Origin of the sequence: Janthinobacterium sp. Ant5-2-1 (assembly GCF_001445815.1) — a bacterium.
In the GTDB taxonomy this organism is placed as follows: domain Bacteria; phylum Pseudomonadota; class Gammaproteobacteria; order Burkholderiales; family Burkholderiaceae_D; genus Janthinobacterium; species Janthinobacterium lividum_E.
The window spans coordinates 1-17,625 of sequence record NZ_LNCE01000031.1 but is presented as its reverse complement, the minus strand read 5'-3'; the positions used below and the strand labels follow the sequence as shown (position 1 = coordinate 17,625).

Below are 17,625 nucleotides of genomic sequence, written 5' to 3'. Positions count from 1 at the left end.
TGCCCCGGCTTTATCTAACAGGACATTGATATGAAAACCATCCAGGGCCCGGCCATTTTCCTGGCCCAGTTTCTCGGCGACGAGCCGCCGTTCGACTCGCTCGAGCACCTGGCGCAATGGGCGGCCGGCCTGGGTTACAAGGGCTTGCAGCTGCCGACGGCGCCGCGCCTGTTCGACCTGGAGCAAGCAGCCGGCAGCCAGCAGTACTGCGACGACGTGAAAGCCCTGCTGGCGCGCCACGGCTTGCAGGTGACGGAATTGTCGACGCACTTGCAGGGCCAGCTGATCGCCGTGCATCCCGCCTACGATGCGCTGTTCGACGGCTTTGCGCCCGAGCACGTGCGTGGCGACAGCGCGGCCCGCACGGCCTGGGCCACGCAGCAACTGCTGTGGGCGGCCAGCGCCTCGCAGCGCCTGGGCCTCAAGGCGCATGTGACGTTTTCCGGCGCGCTGGCCTGGCCGTATCTGTATCCGTGGCCGCAGCGCCCGGCCGGCCTGGTGGAGACGGCATTTGCCGAACTGGCCAAGCGCTGGCTGCCCATCCTCGACGCCTTCGATGCGGCCGGCGTCGACCTCTGCTATGAGTTGCATCCGGGCGAGGACTTGCACGATGGCGTGACCTTCGAGCGCTTCCTTGCCGCCGTCAACGACCACCCGCGCGCGTCGATTCTGTATGACCCCAGCCACTTCGTGCTGCAGCAGCTCGATTACCTGGCATTCATCGACATCTATCACGCGCGCATCAAGGCCTTCCATGTAAAAGATGCGGAATTCAGGCCGAACGGGCGCCAGGGCGTGTATGGCGGCTATGCCGACTGGCAAGACCGGGCCGGGCGCTTCCGCTCGCTGGGCGACGGGCAGATCGATTTCAAGGCGATCTTTTCCAAGATGGCGCAGTACGATTTCCCGGGCTGGGCCGTGCTGGAGTGGGAATGCTGCCTGAAGCATCCCGAGGACGGGGCGGCCGAAGGGGCGCGTTTCATCCGCGAGCACATCATCCACGTGGCTGAACGCGCGTTCGACGATTTCGCCGGCAGCGCTTTTGACCAGGATCAAATCCATCACTTGCTTGGCTTGAAATAAGGAAACGACATGCAGCGACGCTTACGGCTGGGCATGGTAGGGGGCGGGCAGGGTGCATTCATCGGCGCCGTGCACCGTATCGCGGCGCGCATCGACGACCAGTACGAACTGGTGGCGGGCGCCCTGTCGTCCGATCCGGACCGCGCGCGCGACAGCGGCGCCGCGCTGCACTTGGCGCCGGAGCGCTGCTACAGCGACTACCGCGCCATGGCGCAGGCGGAGGCCGCACGCGCGGACGGCATTGAGGCCGTGGCCATCGTCACGCCCAACCATTTGCACGCACCCGTCGCCACGGCGTTCATGGAAGCGGGCATCCACGTGATCTGCGACAAGCCGTTGGGGATTTCCTTGGCGGAAGGGCAGGCGCTGGCGGCGCTGGCGCAACGCAAAAATCTGTTGTTTGCGCTCACGCATACCTACAGCGGCTACCCGCTGCTGCGCCACGCGAAAGCGATGGTCGAGGCGGGCGAGATCGGCGAGCTGCGCCTCGTGCAAGTCGAGTATTCGCAGGACTGGCTGGCCGATGCGATTGCGGCTGGCGGCATGAACGAGGGCAACTGGCATAACGACCCACTGAAAGCTGGCCCTGGCGGCACCCTGCTCGACGTGGGCTTGCACGCCTATCACCTGGCGCAGTTCGTCAGCGGATTGACCCCGCAGGCCGTGCTGGCGGAACTGTCGACGTTTGTTCCGAACCGCACCTTGGACGACCACGTGCAGGTGATGCTGCGCTATGCGAATGGGGCCAAGGGTACGTTGTGGGCCAGCCAGGTGGCGACCGGTTGCGAAAACACGGTGCGCTTGCGCCTGTTCGGCAGCAAGGCGCAATTGGATTTCGACCAGGAAGAACCGAATGAACTGTGGTGTACGCCGCAGGGCGGCAACCGCCAGCTGTTGCGTCCGGGACGCGTCGACAGCGCCGCCGCGCGCCACGCCACGCGCGTGCCGGCCGGCCATCCGGAAGGGTATCTGGAAGCGTTCGCCCAGCTGTACCTGGATGCGGCTTTGCGCATTCGCGCGTTGCAATCGGGCTTGCCTGCGCCCAGGGAAGCGGGCTGGCTGCCGACGGTGGCCGATGGCGTGGCGGGCCTGGCCTTTGCGGAAGCCGTGCTGCGCAGCCATGCGGATGGCGCCAGCTGGACGACCTTGGCAAGCTGACTGTTACACTGGAGCCATGCGCTCCTTCACCATCACTATCGTTCCGCAAGGCTGGCAATTCCCGGCCGAGGCGGGCACGACCATCCTGGCCGCCGCCGAGCTGGCTGGCATCCGCCTGCTCAGTTCCTGCCGCAATGGCACGTGCCGCACGTGTCTGTGCCACATGCCGGCGGGCCAGGTGCGCTACACGGTGGACTGGCCCGGCATCAGCCCCGATGAACGGCTCGACGGCTATATCCTGCCCTGCGTGGCCGTGGCCGAAAGCGACCTCACGGTGCAGGCGCGGGCCGTGCGTTCCACTTGAGGTTGCCTTGCGCTGGTGAGAATGTGTGATATTTTTTGTAATTTTTCATGTTAAAAGAGTCGATGGGCTTTAAGTCTTGCCATGGTGGCGGATTGGAAAGCTCGAACATGGAAGATACATGACTATAACGATGCAAGGACCATATCGCGCTGCCGCGCTGCCCGCCCTGATGCTGGCGCTGCTGTCCATCGCCGGCTGCGGTGGCGGTGGCGGTGGAATTTTTGGATTCAAAGACCGTCACGTGCTGCAACTGTCTGAAGTGAGCAGCAACTGCAACATGGCGCCCGGTGAAACCTGTTCCGACGTGAGCGTGGTGGTGCGCAGCGATTTGGCCGAGCGTCCGCTGTGGAGCGCTACCGACGCGAACGGTGTGACCGTTTTCCAGATATCGGATCATCAGAAGCTGTCGGACAACAGCTGGCGCATTACCTTCAAGCCCGTACCTGGCCTGGCGCCCGGCACCTACACGGGAAGGATTACGCTGTCCCCCCTGAATGTGTTCGAATTCGAATACAACAATTTGCCTGAAAGCATGCCATACAAGGTGGTGGTGGCGCCACTCAAAGGCAATATGCCGGCCCTGGCCGCGTTGCCCGGTGCGGCAGATTGGGAAGGCACGAATGGCAACGCGGTACACACGGGTCTGGTGCCCGTCGATCTCGATGCCGGCAAATTTTCGCGCCGCTGGACGTGGGAATACGCGGGTGGAGAAAAAGCTTATCGTGTGAGCCCGCCCGTGGCCGCGAATGGTCTCGTCTATTTTTCGCTGGAGCAATCCGCGGCCGATAGCCAGGATGCGAAGAAAATCATCTATACCAATACCTTGATGGCCCTGTCGGAGCACGACAGCGGCGAGCAGTGGCGCACGCCGCAGACGCTCGATGGCGCACTGAGCGCACCTGGCGTGTCGGGCACGCGGCTGGCGATGGCGGGGGTGGCCAGCGTGCATACGTTTGACGCCGTGAGCGGCGTGAAACTGGCCACCGCCACGCAGCCGCAGACGAACGGCATCCTGACGGCGACCTCGCCGTTGACCGCGCCGACCCTGGCTGGCGCCAACGTCTATGTCGGCGGCAATAACGACGTGATCGGCGCGGAGTCGACGACGGCCCGGAATCTATGGTCCACCAGCCTGGGATTGTCGAGGCTGGGCAATGTCGACGAGTGGACGCCTGCCGTGAATGCCAGCACGGTGTACAGCAATACGGCGGGCACCTTGCGCGCGTTCAATCGTGCCGATGGCACGCAGCAATGGAGCGTGGCCGTGCCGGGACAGGTGGTGGCAGGCTTGAGCAGGAGCAGCTTGTATCAGGCACCCGTGCTGGCCGATGCCCACAGCGTGCTGCTGCTGAACCAGCGTCTTTCCATCGGGTATGGGCTCGACAACAGCCTGACCCTGGTCGACACGGACAGCCGCCAGGTACGCTGGAGCGTCAATGGCCAGTTCACCACGCAGCCGGTAGCGGCGCAGGGCGTGTTGTATGTGGGCAATCAGGCCACGGCGTCGCTCGAAGCGCGCAGCCTGGCGACGGGCGCCGTGCTGTGGAGCTGGCCCCTGTCCGCAGTCAAGGAAGAACGCTTTGGCGGCGACCTGATCGTTACCAACAAGCTGCTGTTTGTTGCCGGCCAGAAGGGGACGTATGCGCTGGACCTGGCCAGTCAGAAATCCGTCTGGTCTTTCCGGCTTACCGGCAAGCTGGCGTTGTCGCGCAATGGCGTGCTCTACATTCGTTCTGTGAGCGACAACGGCAACGCCATGTCGCGGGTGACGGCCATCAACCTGCAGTAGCGGTTTGCCGCACGGCGGCTAGGGCTTGCCCGGGCTCTTGAGCCGCTGCAGCAGCGCATCCACGCTGTCGCTGACGGGCAAGCCGTGGCGGCGCAGCAGCTGCACGTGCAAGACGAGGTTTTCCAGCACCAGCTTGGCCGCCACGGCCAGCAAGGCCAGATTGCGGTCTTCCGGGCTGAAACTTTCCATGGCGTCGGCCATCTCGCACAGGTGGTTGGCGATCAGTCCGCGCAATTCCTGCTCGTTGAAGGGAAGGTCGGCAAAGTCGATGGGATCGGCCACCTCCACTTCCTGCATCAGCACCGCTAGTTCTTCCGGGGTAATTGTCATGCCTGGCCTCCTTGTGTGCTTGCCGCTATTTTAATTGTATTGGCCGCAAAGCGGACTAGAATGAGTCGAGGCCGACGACGTCGAAGGGCAGCATGGCGCATCTGCATTTTACGCAACAACTGGCACGCTACCTCGACGTTCCCACGGTGGACGTCGATGCACCACGCCTGCGCGCCGCCCTCGATGCCGCGTTTGCGCAGCAGCCGCGCCTGCGCGGTTATGTGCTCGACGAGCAGGGCGCGCTGCGCCCGAACGTGGTGATCTTCATCGACGGGGTACGCTGCCGCGAGCGCCGCTTGCTCGATGACGCCTTGCGGCCCGACAGCCAGGTCTATATCTTGCAGGCACTTTCCGGAGGTTGACGCCATGACAGCAATCCCGCAACGCGCTTATCTCGGCACCCGCAAGGGGCTGTTCCAGTTCGATGTCGATGCGGCCGGTGCCTCGCAGCTGGCGCTGGTGCAGTTCGCCGGCGATCCCGTCTCCATGCTGCTGCACGATGGCCGCGACGGCGCCGTGTACGCGGCCCTGAACCTGGGGCACTTCGGCGCGAAGCTGCACCGCCTCGATGCGGGCGCCAGCGCGTGGCAGGAAGTCGCCGTGCCCGCCTATCCCGCCAAGCCGGAAGACAGCACGGATAGCGTGGACTGGACTCTGCGGCAGATCTGGTCGCTGGCGGCCGGCGGCGCGGACCAGCCCGGCGTGCTGTGGGCGGGCACCCTTCCTGGCGGGCTGTTCCGTTCAAGCGACCGCGGCGACAGCTGGCAGCTGGTGGAATCGTTGTGGAACGTGCCGCAGCGGGCGCAGTGGTTTGGCGGTGGCTATGACGTGCCCGGCATCCACAGCATCTGCGTCGACCCGCGCGACAGCAACAAAGTGCTGGTCGGCGTGTCCTGCGGCGGCGTGTGGCAAACGCTCGATGGCGGCGCCAGCTGGGCCTTGAGCGCGACGGGCATGCGGGCCGACTACATGCCGCCCGAGCTCGATGAAAACGAAGCCGTGCAAGACCCGCACCGCATCGTGCGCAGCGCCGGCGCGCCGGACGCGCTGTGGTGCCAGCACCATAACGGCATCTGGCGCTCGGACGATGCCGGCTGGCACTGGCAGGAAGTGACGACGGCGCCGCTGTCGCATTTCGGCTTTGCCGTGGCCGTGCATCCGCGCGATGGCGGCACGGCCTGGTTCGTGCCGGCGCAGGCGGATGCGCTACGCATTCCCATCGACGGCGCGCTGGCCGTCACGCGCACGCGCGATGGCGGGAAAACCTTCGAAGTGTTGCGCGCGGGATTGCCGCAGCAGCATTGCTACGACCTCATCTACCGCCACGGGATGGCGCTGGCCGACGATGGGCGCAGTTTATTGATGGCGTCGACGACGGGCGGCGCCTGGTATTCGGGCGACGAGGGCGAGTATTGGCAGACCATCTCTGCTCACTTGCCGCCCGTTTATGCCGTCTGTTTTGCCACGCCGTAGTAGCACAGGAAGATATCGACGGCCAGTTCCGTCACTTCGCGCCGGCGTGCCGGGCCCAGCAGGGGCTCACCCATGGTGATCTGCGGCCAGAAGGCAAAGGTTTTTAAAGGCGACATCAGCAGGTGCGCCACTTGCACTGTCTCGCCCGCCTTGATGCGCCCGTCTTGCTGCGCCGCGCGGATCCAGATATTCAGGCCCGTTTCCTTCTCATTCAGGCGCGCCACCATGGCTTGCGCCCGCTCGGGCGAATGGATGGTTTCGCCAAAGATCACGCGCGCCAGGTCGATGAAGGCCGCGTCGGACAGTAATTCCATTTTCTGCTCGACCAGGGCCAGCACTTGCGGGCGCAGGGGCTGGTCGGCAACATAGGGCACGGCTGGCTGAGCCATGCTGCTTTCCCACATGCGCTGCAGGATTTCCGCGAACAACTCGTCCTTGCTGGGGAAATGGTTGTACACGGTGCGCTTGGAAACGGCGGCCGTGGCAGCGATCCTGTCCATGCTGGTCGCATCAAAACCGTGATCGCGGAACTCGGCGATGGCGGCATCGACGATGGCGACGCGCTTGCGGTCGGTGAGGCGTTGCGGTGCGGCCATGGCTGAAAATCTCCTTTGAAAACAATATTTTACACCTCCTGGTTTACTTTGCCAGAAATAGGAACTACACTGTGTAGTGTAATTTAATCCTTGTTAATTCCTTGCCGGGCCATATATGCACTTGCACCGAGCCGCACGTCGTCTCTTCTTTCTGGGAGTCCTGATCATCATGAGTTCTTGCACCTTGCGCGCCGCGCCTGTCGCGCCCGCTGAATCACCCCAACGCCACGAAGGCAAGTTCCGTAATCCCGTGGAAATGTACAAGCTGGGCACGACCGCGACGCTCAAGCTGCTGTGGACATTCGTCTTTGACAAGCCGGACAGCACCGTGCCGGCCGCTACCGTGCCCGTGCAAGCCTTGACCCGGGCGCAACTGCTGGCCGCACCCGACAACAGCCTGTTTCGCCTCGGCCATTCGACCCTGCTGCTGAAACTGAATAATGAATTTTTCCTCACCGACCCCGTGTTTTCCGAGCGCGCCTCGCCGGTGCAGTGGGCGGGGCCCAAACGTTTCCACCAGCCGCCCATCAGCATCGCTGACTTGCCGCCGATCAAGGCCATCATCCTGTCGCACAACCATTACGACCACCTCGACTATGCCGCCGTACTGCAACTGGCCGCCAAGACGGAACACTTCGTCGCGCCGCTGGGCGTGGGCGACACCTTGGTCGAATGGGGCGTGCCGAAGGAAAAGGTGCAGCAGTTCGACTGGTGGCAAGGCACGACGATTGCAGGCGTGAAATTGGTGGCCACGCCATCGCAGCATTTCTCGGGGCGCGGCCTGTTCGATGGCAATCAAACCCTGTGGGCGTCGTGGGTTATCGACGCACCGGACGTGCGCGTGTTTTTCAGCGGCGACTCCGGCTATTTCGACGGCTTCAAGCAGATCGGCGACAAATTCGGCCCCTTCGACGTGACCATGATCGAAACGGGCGCCTACGACAAGCTGTGGCCGGACGTGCACATGCAACCGGAGGAAACCCTGCAAGCCCACCTGGACTTGCGCGGCAAGTGGCTCATGCCCGTGCACAACGGCACCTTTGACCTGGGGTTGCACGCGTGGCATGAACCGTTCGACCGCATCACGGGGCTGGCGGCCAAGCAGGGCGTGAACCTGGCCACGCCGCAGATGGGCGAGGCGGTCGACCTGGCGCAGCCGAAGAAGGGTGAAAAATGGTGGCTGGCGATGCTGGAAGAAGAGATGGTGCGGTAATTTACGCCATTACGTCGATCAGGCGTCCCAGGGTCTGGCCATAGCCGTTCAGCTGGGGCGTGCTTTTCGGTGCGACGGGGATGGCTTGCTGCGGCACGGCCACCTTGATCGCCTGGTCCAGCTGCGGCGCCTTGACAGCGGCCGGGGCGTCGGCCTGCGCTTGCTGGCTGCTGCGTTGCGTCTGGCTCAGCGATTCCTGTTCCCGCGCCAGCAGCTGGCGGCTTTGCGCCAGCTGTTCGCTGTCGCGCTGTACCTGGTTCCGGCCTTGTTCAACCCTGCGCTGCGCCGTGGCCAGCGAGGCTTGCAAGTTGTTGACGGACGTTAGCGTGACCACATTGTTCACCTTTGAAAGTATGTTCAGGCGTACAGGAAAGAAAAGGGCCCGGGCCCAAGTGCTGCACCAGACGCAGCATGCCCGACGGTAACCTTTACCTGAATCAAGAGTAGGACAAATTCTCGCACAGTTCCAGTCAATTATGTTTTCTTGATAATGCTATCGCGCGCGCCGTGTTGCTGAGACGGCATGCCGAAGGGGAGGGCATGATTGTCGAAGTGAGCACATGCTGTCGCCTCCGCGCATTGTTTATCAGCCATCGGTGACGCCGTGCCGTAGAGAGGCACAAGTGCTCACATTTAAAACGTTGCTTTTTAGATAGTCAATGTATTGTTGTTTTTATACCATGTCTGCGCCCGCTAATGCGCGGCCTGTTTGGCGCTCTGGGCTATAATGGACGGTCAGAGTTGGTTTCTTTTGCCATACAGACAGGTAGTTAACATGAATCTCAAGAGCCTCGCGATTGCCCTCGGCATGTCGAAAACGACAGTCAGCAGGGCGTTGAACGGCTATCCGGAAGTCAATTCCCGCACCCGTGAAATCGTCCTGGCCGCCGCCAAGAAAGTCGGCTACCGGCCCAACCCGCTCGCGCGCAGCCTGGCCGTCGGCCGCACCAATGTGCTGGGCATGATCTATCCCCTGCTGCCCAGTGACCTGGGCGACAGCGTCTTTCTTTCCGTGGTCAATGGCATGTCCGACGCCGTCGAAGCGTCGAAGATGAGTTTGATCATCGCCCCCGTGTCGCCGCAGAACGAACAGCCTTCGTATGAAAACATGGTGCGCGGACGCCAGGTCGATGGCCTGGTGGTGGGCCGCACCAAGGTGGTCGATGAGCGCATCGCCTACCTGACGAAAGTGGGCTTTCCCTTTGTCGCGAATGGCCGCACGCGCATCGACGCGCCGTACGCCTATTTTGACTACGACAACGACACGGGTATCGACCTGGCCGTGTCTTTCCTGGCGGCACACGGCCACCAGCGCATCGCACTGCTGAGCGCACCGCTGGATCTGCATTTTGCGTATGAGCGCAAGGAAAGCTTTATCCGCTGCATGGCGCAAGCGGGCTTGCCGGTCGATCCCGCCTGTCTGCTCGACAATACTTTTGATCGCCGCAGCGGCTACCAGGCCATGCAGCAGTTGCTGGCCTGTTCGCCCCGCCCGACTGCCGTCATCGTCGACAACCATCTGTCCGGCGTGGGCGTGGTGCGCGCGCTGATGGATGCGGGCATCGAGATCGGCAAGGAAATTTCCGTCATCGTCTGGGGCAATGTGGAAGACACCTTGATCGGCATCAACGTCACCACCATCGACCAGCCCGACCTGCGCCGCGCCGGCGCCAAGATGGTTGAAATGCTGCAATCCTTGCTGGCCGGCACGCCGCCGGAGCGGCTGCAGGAAATCTGGCAGCCGGTGCTGTTGCCAGGTGCCACCGTGGGACGTTGCCCGGATTGACAAAAAAAACGCAGAGCCAAGGCTCTGCGTTGTCTTTTATGCCGCGTGCTTGCTGCCATCCGCCAGCTTCGCCAGCAATCTCGCCTTGTCCTTGCGGTAAGTATCGACTGCCGCTTCCTTGACGTGGCCGAAGCCGCGGATTTTTTCCGGCAGCGATGCCAGTTCCACGCAGGTGGCCAAGTTGTCCGCCGTCAGGTTGACCAGCAGGCCGGCCAGCAGTTCGCGGTATTCGACGATCAGCGCGCGTTCCATCTTGCGCTCGGCCGTATAACCGAAGAGGTCGAAGGTGCCGCCACGCAAGCCCTTGGCTTTGGCCAGCAGCTTGAAGGCGCGCCACATCCAGGAACCGAATTCCGCTTTCACCAGATGGCCCTTGGCATCTTTCTTGGCGAACAGCGGCGGCGCCAGGTTGAATTTCACGGTGAAATTGCCCTCGAACTGTTGCTGCAATTGCTCGACGAAACGGCCATCCGTGTACAGGCGCGCCACTTCGTATTCATCCTTGTAGGCCAGCAATTTGAAATAGCTTTTCGCCACGGCGGTCGACAGTTTCTGGCCCAGCCCCAGGGTGTTTTCGCGGTCGCGCACCTGTCTCACCAAGGTCGCATAACCATCCGCATACGCGGCGTTCTGGTAGGCCGTGAGGAACTCCACGCGCTTCTTGATGACGCTGTCGAGGCTTTGCGGCATTTGCACGATGATCGCTTGCGACGGCGTGGCGATTTGCGTCACCTTGCGCACGTCGACGGCGGCGCGGCGGCCCCACAGGAAACTCTTCTTGTTCGATTCGATGCCCACGCCATTCAATTCAATGGCGCGCAGCAAAGCCGCTTCCGTCAGCGGGATGCGGCCCTTTTGCCAGGCGTAGCCGAGCATGAACAGGTTGGCGGCGATCGAGTCGCCCATCAGCGCGGTGGCCAGTTTGGTCGCGTCGATGAAGTCGGCCGCATCAGCGCCACCGACGGATTCCTCGATCAGCTGGCGCACTTCGGCCGTCGGATATTGCCAGTCCGCATTCTGTGCAAACGTGCCCGGCGGCTGCTCGTGCAGGTTGACGACGGCCAGGCTGCGGCCCGGACGCATTTTCGACACGGCATCCTGCGCGCCGGCCGTCAGCATGTCGCAGCCCAGAATCAGGTCCGCTTCACCCGTGGCGATGCGCTGGGCGCGGATGTGCGCGGGCGACCTGGCGATTTTCACGTGGGAGGTGACGGAACCGTTCTTTTGCGACATGCCCGTCATGTCCAGCACGGACGCGCCCTTGCCTTCCAGGTGCGCCGCCATGCCCATCAAGGCGCCGACGGTGATGACACCGGTGCCGCCGATGCCGTTGATGAGGATGTTGTAGGGCGCGTCGCAAGCGGGCAATACAGGTTCCGGCAAGGGGCCGAAGTTGTCCGTCTCGCCCGCTTTGCTGGCGCCCGTCTTGGTCTTTTTCAGGCTGCCGCCTTCGACGGTGACGAAGCTGGGGCAGAAACCCTTGGCGCACGAGTAATCCTTGTTGCACGAGGACTGGTCGATGGTGCGCTTGCGACCAAATTCCGTTTCTTTCGGCAAGATCGACACGCAGTTCGATTGCACGCCGCAGTCGCCGCAGCCTTCGCAGACGGCGTCGTTGATGACCATGCGTTTGGCTATGTCCGGATACTCGCCTTTCTTGCGGCGCCGGCGTTTCTCTGCCGCGCAGGTCTGGTCATAGATCAGCACGGATACGCCGGCTACTTCGCGCAATTCGCGCTGCACGGCATCCATGTCCTTGCGGTCGTGCAAGGTCAGGTGGGCGGGCAGGTTGCTGCGGTCGCTGTAGCGGCTCAGGTCTTCCGTCACCAGCGCGATGCGGGCGATGCCTTCGGCCGCCACTTGCTGCGCCATCATCGGGACGGTGATGAGGCCGTCCACGGGCTGGCCTCCCGTCATGGCGACGGCATCGTTGTAGAGGATTTTGTAGGTAATGTTCACCTTGGCCGCCTGCGCGGCGCGGATGGCCAGATAACCGGAATGGAAATACGTGCCGTCGCCCAGGTTCTGGAACACGTGCGGCAATTTCGAGAAAGCGGCTTGCCCGATCCACGGCGCGCCTTCGCCGCCCATGTGCGTGGTCAGCTTGTTCATTTCCGGATAGATCGACGTTGCCATCACGTGGCAGCCGATGCCGGCGAGCGCCAGGCTGCCGTCGGGGACCTTGGTCGAGGTGTTGTGCGGGCAGCCTGAGCAGTAAAACGCGGGGCGGAACGGCGTGTTCACGGCCTTTTTCAGCACCGCATCCTTTGCGTCGAGAAAACTCAGGCGCGCCTTGATCAGGTCGCAGGTGACGGGGTCGGAAATCAGGCGCGCGATGCGGCTGGCGATGACACGCGCCACTTGCGAGACGGAAAAATCCGCCTTCGAGGTCAGCAGCCATTCGCCGCGTGGCGCCACCCATTCGCCTTTTTCGTCGAATTTGCCGATCACGCGCGGGCGCACGTCGTCGCGCCAGTTGTACAGCTGCTCTTTTAACTGGTATTCGACGATCTGGCGCTTCTCTTCGACGACGAGGATTTCATCGAGGCCTTGCGCGAATTCGCGCACGCTGTCCGGTTCCAGCGGCCACGGCATGGCCACCTTGAACAGCCGCATGCCCACGTCGGCCGCCATCTGCTCGTCGATGCCCAGCTCTTCCAGCGCTTCCAGGACGTCCAGATAGGACTTGCCGGAAGCGATGATGCCCAGCTTGGCGTTCGGGCTGTCGATGGTGGTGTGGTTGAGCTTGTTTTCGCGCGCGTAAGCGAGGGCTGCATAGATCTTGTAATCCTGCATCAGCGCTTCCTGATTGCGCGCCTGCTGGCCCAGCGGGATGCTCGACAGGCGCGCGTTCAGGCCGCCTTCGGGCATCTGGAAATCCTGCGGAATTTTTACTTCCACGCGGAACGGATCGGCATCGATGGAGGCCGACGATTCGACCGTGTCGGCCAGCGCCTTGAAAGCCACCGTGCAGCCGGAAAAGCGCGACATGGCCCAGCCGTGGATGCCCAGGTCCAGGTATTCCTGCACATTGCATGGATACAGGACGGGGATCATCGAGGCGGAAAACAGGTGGTCGGACTGGTGCGGCAGGGTCGACGAATAGGCGCCATGGTCGTCGCCGGCCACCAGCAGCACGCCGCCCAGTTTCGCTGTGCCCGCATGGTTCATGTGCTTGAAGACATCGCCGCAGCGGTCCACGCCAGGGCCCTTGCCGTACCACATGGCGAACACGCCGTCGTACTTGGCCGGGCCGATCAGGTCGACTTGCTGCGAACCCCAGACGGCCGTGGCGGCCAAGTCTTCGTTGACGCCGGGCACGAACTGCACGTGGTGCGCTTCCAGCTGTTTCTTGGCTTTCCACAGGTTCTCGTCGAGGCCGCCCAGGGGCGAACCGCGGTAGCCGGAGATGAAACCGGCCGTGTTCAGGCCGGCAGCCTGGTCGCGCAGGCGCTGCATCATCGGCAGGCGCACAAGGGCCTGGATGCCGGACAGGAAGATGGCGCCGGAAGTGGCTGTGTATTTGTCGTCGAGGCTGACAGTGGTCAAACGGGAAGGCTCAAGAGGGGTAGATGGCGCGGCACCGGCGTTTCTAGCGAACGCTGCGGAGCCGTTTTCCGTGGTCACGGACATGGCTGTCTCCAAAAGGGTGTTTCAGATGACGGCTGTACAAGGGACGCGCCCGGTAAGGCGCGCGCTGTGCAGACGGGATGGCCGCGTGTGGGCGGCACATAACTATTTTAAATTTAAAATAGTTAATGTGGTCAGTGTAGAACGAGCGGGGAAGAGGGGCAAATATGGTTTGCCGATGGGGGTATAAGAAATACTTATGTCATGGGCGAGAGCACGTTCGCGCCCACCCAGCGCCCGCTGCCGCACAGCTCGGCGGCCACTTGCAGCACGAGGTTTTTCACGGCGTTGCCTGCGTTCGTCAGGGGAATGTTTTTCGAGGCGCACAGGGCCACCGTGCGCGACAGGACGGGGCTGTGGATGGCGTAGCTGCGCATGGCGCCGCTGTCCAGTTCGGCCAGCAGGGGCGCGGCCGGCAGGATGGTGGCGCCCATGCCGGCCAGGATGGCCGATTTCAGGATGGCGATTGAATTGATCTCGATCACGTTCGCCGTCTCCAGGCCCAGTTCGCGGGCGCGGCTGTCGATGCGGGGGCGCACGCCATGCTGCAGGCCCGGCAGGATCAGGGTGGCGCTCAATGCTTGCGGGAACGACAGCGCCGAGCCCGGGGGCGCGAACGGCGAATCGCTGCGGCAGATAAACCGCATCTCTTCTTCCACCAGAGGGCTGCAGGCAAACGGGGTCAGCTGGCCATCGTCAAACAGCACGGCCAGGTTGATGCGGCCCGATTTGAGCTGTTCATTGAGGTTGCCCGTGATTTCTTCCGTCAGTTGCAAGGTGATTTCGGGATAGCGTTCGCGCGCGGCCAGCAGCAGGGGCAGGGCCAGGGCGCCGGAGATACTATGCGGCAAGCCCAGGGTGACGTTGCCGGACGGCCGCGTGGCGCTTTGCGTGACGGCCGAGCGGGCGTCGGCCACCTGTTTCAGGATTGCCTGCGCATGTTCGTAAAACACCTTGCCCGCGTCCGTGCTAAGCACGCCTTGCGCCGAGCGGTGCAGCAGCTGCACGCCCAGCTCCTCTTCCAGCTGGCGCAGCTGCTGCGTCAGGGCCGGCTGCGCCACGTGCAGGATCAGGGCCGCGCGCGACAGCGAGCCGTGGTCGACGATGGCAACAAAGTAGCGTAATTGGCGCAGTTCCATGGGTCCCAAGAGCGGTGCGTTGAGCGGAAAAAACAGGGTGTTGCGCCGCAGCGCCGAACGCGGCCAGCAGAATAACAATTTTGTTATACTCATTCTAGCGCCTTCGGTGCTCCAGCCGCGTATTTGTGGGATGACAGCATGCTCAAGAAAGTTGATTCGTCTCAATTAAAAGTAGGCATGTACATTCATGACCTCAGCTGCGACTGGATGACGCATCCATTCGTGCGCAACCGTTTCCTGTTGCGCAGCGACGATGAAATCCGCAAGATCATGCAGGCGGGCATCCACGACGTGGTGATCGACAGCGGCAAGGGCCTCGACGTGCAGGACGCGCCCACCGTGGTGCAGGCCCAGGCTGACACGGAACGCGAGCTGGTGCAGATCGCCGCGGCGCCGCAAGTGGTCACGCGCGTGTCGCTGGGCATGGAACTGGCGCGCGCCACGCAGGTGCGGCGTCAGGCGACGAGCCTGGTGCGCACGGTGATGGCCGACGTACGCCTGGGCAAGGCTGTCGAGCTCGACCGCGTGCAGCACACGGTGCAAGACATTACGGAGTCGATCCTGCGCAATCCCGGCGCCCTCGTCGGCTTGTTGCGCATCAAGAACAAGGATGACTACACCTTCCTGCATTCCGTCAGCGTATGCGCGCTGCTGGTGGCGTTTTGCCGCTCGCGCGGCATCGATGCGGCCACCACGCACCAGGCCGGCCTCGGCGGCTTGCTGCACGACACGGGCAAGGCGCTGGTGCCCGACAGCGTACTGAACAAGCCAGGCCCCCTGAGCTCGGAAGAATTTGCCCAGATCAAGCGCCATCCACGCGACGGCTACGAGATCCTGCGCCAGTCGCCCGAAGTGGGCGCGATTCCCCTCGATATCACCTTGCACCACCATGAACGGCGCGACGGCAGCGGCTATCCGGACCAGCTGGCTGGCGACGCCATCAGCGAGCTGGCGCAGATGGCCGCCATCGTCGACGTGTATGACGCGCTGACGTCGGACCGCAGCTATCACAAGGGTATTCCCGCCGCCGAAGCCCTGCGCAAGATTTATGAGTGGAGCAAATTCCACTTCAATCCCGTGTTTGCGCAGGATTTCATGCGCTGCGTGGGTATCTATCCGGTAGGCACCATGGTGATGCTGGAATCGGGCCGCCTGGCCGTCGTCATCGAGGCGCACGAAAGCAATCTGCTGGCGCCGAAAGTGAATGTGTTTTTCAGTACGAAGAGCAAGACCTACATCAAGCCGGAAACGGTCGATTTGTCGCGTGGCTTCGGCTTTGGCGGCGCCGACAAGATCGTCGGCCATGAGTCGGCCGCCAAGTGGCAAGTCGATCCCATGCGTTTTCTTTCCCTTGCAGACGCTTAGAAAAACTCTGCCGTATCGTTCGAGGTAATGGTTGTCAGCAAGCCTTTTGCCACCAGTTCGTCATAGTGGCACGCCAGGTTGCGGCCATGGCTCTTGGCGTAATACAGGGCCTGGTCGGCGCGGCCGAGGATGATGACGGGCGCCTCGTAGGCGTTGATGCTGACGAAGCCCACGCTGACGGTCACTCTGCCCACTTGCGGGAAGTCGTGCGCCTCGACATTGGTGCGGAAGCGGTCGATGATTTTCTGCGCATTGTCCAGGGTAATCGAGCGCAGCAGCACGACGAATTCCTCGCCGCCGAAGCGGAAGATGCGGTCTTGCGAGCGGAACGACGATTGCAGCTGGTTGGCGATCAGGATCAGCACTTCATCGCCATACAGGTGGCCAAATTTATCGTTGACCAGTTTGAAATGATCGACATCGATCACGGCCAGCCATTGCCGTTCCGTGTCCGTATGGTGGCGCCGCTCTTCATCGACGGGACGGGGCTTTTCCGCTTCCGGTTCGCCGCGGCTGTGCAGGATTTTCGCCAGTTGGTCGTCGAAGGTCTTGCGGTTCAACAAGCCGGTGAGCGAATCGCGTTCGCTGTAGTCGAGCAGGTTCTGGAAATTGCGGTACACGCTGACGATGCCGCCGATCACCTGGATGGTGGCGCCCGTGTACGGCGTGGGATTGGTGATTTCCAGGCAGGTGGTGACCTGGTCACCGATCCAGATGGGCAGCCACAGCAGGTGGCGGCCGTCGGCGCACAGGGTGTCGGCGCTCGCTTCATGGCGCTTGATGCAGGCGGCCAGGGCCGGATAGTCGGACAGCGGTTCGCCGGGCAAGGTAGGGTCGTTATGCTCTTCCATGCGGGCCACGCTGCCCGCCACGATGATGGCCCGCGACCGCACGAACACCTGGCCACGCACGGTGGTCAGGGCCAGCACACGGGTCTGCGACGCGGCAGCGAGTTCCTGGACGGCCGAGATCACGGAGATGTCGAGCATCGTGTGGTCGCGGTGCCCGGTCATGTCCACCATGTGTTTCAGTAGGGAATCCATTGTCGATCTCTGGAAAGTAGTCACACAAGTGTCGTCATACCAGCATTGCATCAAGCAAGAGCATGTTCGCGTCCGTCTACAAGAAGCCAAGATTTATTTGGTGGCATGACGCTCTGTACCGCCGGGCGAGAGGCCTTTCCAAAGAAGAGCTAAGCAGGATAATGTCTTTTTGCCTAATAGGCAATTAACGTATGCAATATTTCATGTAAATACATGAGATTCATGCACCGCATTGCAAAAAACTTGCCCTGACGCAGGCTTTCAATCCGGATCGCAACATTTGTTTGCGCCAGCCGCCATTTCACCAGAGTTTGATAATTTCCATGTGGAAACTTGTGGCGCGTCAATTTGCCAAAACGTGGACGCTTTATAGTCAATGTAATGGCGCAGAAATTTACGGCAGGAAACATATTAGCAGGAAAGGGCAATGTTTCACACCCGATTGCGCCAGGGACTTGTGATTCACTTTTGGGAGCTTGTCATGCATACCTTCCTGTCGGCAGTACAGCAGTTTGTCAAGGATGAGGATGGCATTACGGCAATCGAATACGGCCTGATTGCGGCGTTGATGGCTACCGCCATCACGGCCGGTTTCTTGCTGATCAAGACCAACTTGCTGGCCGTCCTCACCGACATTTCATCGAACCTGGTGTTGACGCCCTAAGCGGGTGCCCGCCGCTGGCCGGCCAGTGGCGGGGTTTTTTTGGGGGGGTGGC

The 17,625-nt window shown here is 62.3% G+C and carries 16 protein-coding genes; 10 read left to right on the top strand and 6 right to left on the bottom strand.

Features of this window, described 5'->3' with window-relative positions:
- Positions 1-30: 30 nt before the first annotated feature.
- The 4 genes from ASN89_RS10880 (at position 31) to ASN89_RS10865 (ending at position 4,334) form a co-directional block, all read left to right on the top strand.
- Positions 31-1,083 (top strand): sugar phosphate isomerase/epimerase family protein, encoded by a 1,053-nt coding sequence (locus ASN89_RS10880; protein WP_058049288.1) that lies wholly within the window; start codon positions 31-33, stop codon positions 1,081-1,083.
- Between the two features lie 9 nt (positions 1,084-1,092).
- Positions 1,093-2,241 (top strand): Gfo/Idh/MocA family protein, encoded by a 1,149-nt coding sequence (locus ASN89_RS10875; protein WP_058049287.1) that lies wholly within the window; start codon positions 1,093-1,095, stop codon positions 2,239-2,241.
- Between the two features lie 16 nt (positions 2,242-2,257).
- Entirely contained in the window at positions 2,258-2,545 is a 288-nt protein-coding gene (locus ASN89_RS10870; RefSeq protein WP_046681948.1) for a 2Fe-2S iron-sulfur cluster-binding protein, read from the top strand.
- A 118-nt stretch (positions 2,546-2,663) separates the two neighbouring features.
- Complete coding sequence (locus ASN89_RS10865; protein WP_082654524.1) at positions 2,664-4,334, top strand: PQQ-binding-like beta-propeller repeat protein; 1,671 nt, start codon at positions 2,664-2,666, stop codon at positions 4,332-4,334.
- A gap of 18 nt (positions 4,335-4,352) precedes the next feature.
- Here ASN89_RS10865 and ASN89_RS10860 read toward each other — a convergent pair whose 3' ends face one another.
- Positions 4,353-4,664 carry a hypothetical protein gene (locus tag ASN89_RS10860; protein WP_046681950.1) on the bottom strand — a complete coding sequence of 104 codons (312 nt, stop codon included), beginning with the start codon at positions 4,662-4,664 and terminating at the stop codon, positions 4,353-4,355.
- A 92-nt stretch (positions 4,665-4,756) separates the two neighbouring features.
- Here ASN89_RS10860 and ASN89_RS10855 point away from each other — a divergent pair, with 92 nt between their 5' ends.
- Both ASN89_RS10855 and ASN89_RS10850 read left to right on the top strand, forming a co-directional pair.
- Positions 4,757-5,026 carry a MoaD/ThiS family protein gene (locus ASN89_RS10855; protein ID WP_058049285.1) on the top strand — a complete coding sequence of 90 codons (270 nt, stop codon included), beginning with the start codon at positions 4,757-4,759 and terminating at the stop codon, positions 5,024-5,026.
- Positions 5,027-5,039: 13 nt separating this feature from the next.
- Entirely contained in the window at positions 5,040-6,137 is a 1,098-nt protein-coding gene (locus ASN89_RS10850) for a WD40/YVTN/BNR-like repeat-containing protein (RefSeq protein WP_152988542.1), read from the top strand.
- Here ASN89_RS10850 and ASN89_RS10845 read toward each other — a convergent pair.
- Positions 6,110-6,733 (bottom strand): TetR/AcrR family transcriptional regulator, encoded by a 624-nt coding sequence (locus ASN89_RS10845; protein ID WP_046681953.1) that lies wholly within the window; start codon positions 6,731-6,733, stop codon positions 6,110-6,112. The genes ASN89_RS10850 and ASN89_RS10845 overlap by 28 nt on opposite strands.
- A 169-nt stretch (positions 6,734-6,902) precedes the next feature.
- Between ASN89_RS10845 and ASN89_RS10840 the strand changes: the two genes are divergently transcribed.
- On the top strand, positions 6,903-7,946 hold the full coding sequence (locus ASN89_RS10840; protein WP_058049283.1) for an MBL fold metallo-hydrolase: 1,044 nt from the start codon (positions 6,903-6,905) through the stop codon (positions 7,944-7,946).
- 1 nt (position 7,947) lies between these two features.
- Here the strand turns inward: ASN89_RS10840 and ASN89_RS10835 are convergent, their stop codons facing one another.
- Positions 7,948-8,280 (bottom strand): hypothetical protein, encoded by a 333-nt coding sequence (locus ASN89_RS10835; RefSeq protein ID WP_046682072.1) that lies wholly within the window; start codon positions 8,278-8,280, stop codon positions 7,948-7,950.
- A 441-nt stretch (positions 8,281-8,721) separates the two neighbouring features.
- Here ASN89_RS10835 and ASN89_RS10830 point away from each other — a divergent pair, with 441 nt between their 5' ends.
- Positions 8,722-9,732 (top strand): substrate-binding domain-containing protein, encoded by a 1,011-nt coding sequence (locus tag ASN89_RS10830; RefSeq protein ID WP_058049282.1) that lies wholly within the window; start codon positions 8,722-8,724, stop codon positions 9,730-9,732.
- Positions 9,733-9,768: 36 nt separating this feature from the next.
- On the opposite strand, the gene ASN89_RS10825 is transcribed toward ASN89_RS10830, so the two are convergent.
- Positions 9,769-13,365 (bottom strand): indolepyruvate ferredoxin oxidoreductase family protein, encoded by a 3,597-nt coding sequence (locus ASN89_RS10825; protein WP_082654523.1) that lies wholly within the window; start codon positions 13,363-13,365, stop codon positions 9,769-9,771.
- A 194-nt stretch (positions 13,366-13,559) separates the two neighbouring features.
- Entirely contained in the window at positions 13,560-14,501 is a 942-nt protein-coding gene (locus ASN89_RS10820; protein ID WP_058049355.1) for a LysR substrate-binding domain-containing protein, read from the bottom strand.
- Between the two features lie 138 nt (positions 14,502-14,639).
- Between ASN89_RS10820 and ASN89_RS10815 the strand changes: the two genes are divergently transcribed.
- Complete coding sequence (locus ASN89_RS10815) at positions 14,640-15,866, top strand: HD-GYP domain-containing protein (protein WP_046682074.1); 1,227 nt, start codon at positions 14,640-14,642, stop codon at positions 15,864-15,866.
- Here the strand turns inward: ASN89_RS10815 and ASN89_RS10810 are convergent.
- Positions 15,863-16,909, bottom strand: coding sequence for a GGDEF domain-containing protein (locus tag ASN89_RS10810; RefSeq protein WP_058049280.1), 1,047 nt, complete (start codon positions 16,907-16,909; stop codon positions 15,863-15,865). The genes ASN89_RS10815 and ASN89_RS10810 overlap by 4 nt on opposite strands.
- A 481-nt stretch (positions 16,910-17,390) precedes the next feature.
- Between ASN89_RS10810 and ASN89_RS10805 the strand changes: the two genes are divergently transcribed.
- Entirely contained in the window at positions 17,391-17,573 is a 183-nt protein-coding gene (locus tag ASN89_RS10805) for a Flp family type IVb pilin (RefSeq protein WP_034752975.1), read from the top strand.
- Positions 17,574-17,625 lie beyond the last annotated feature (52 nt).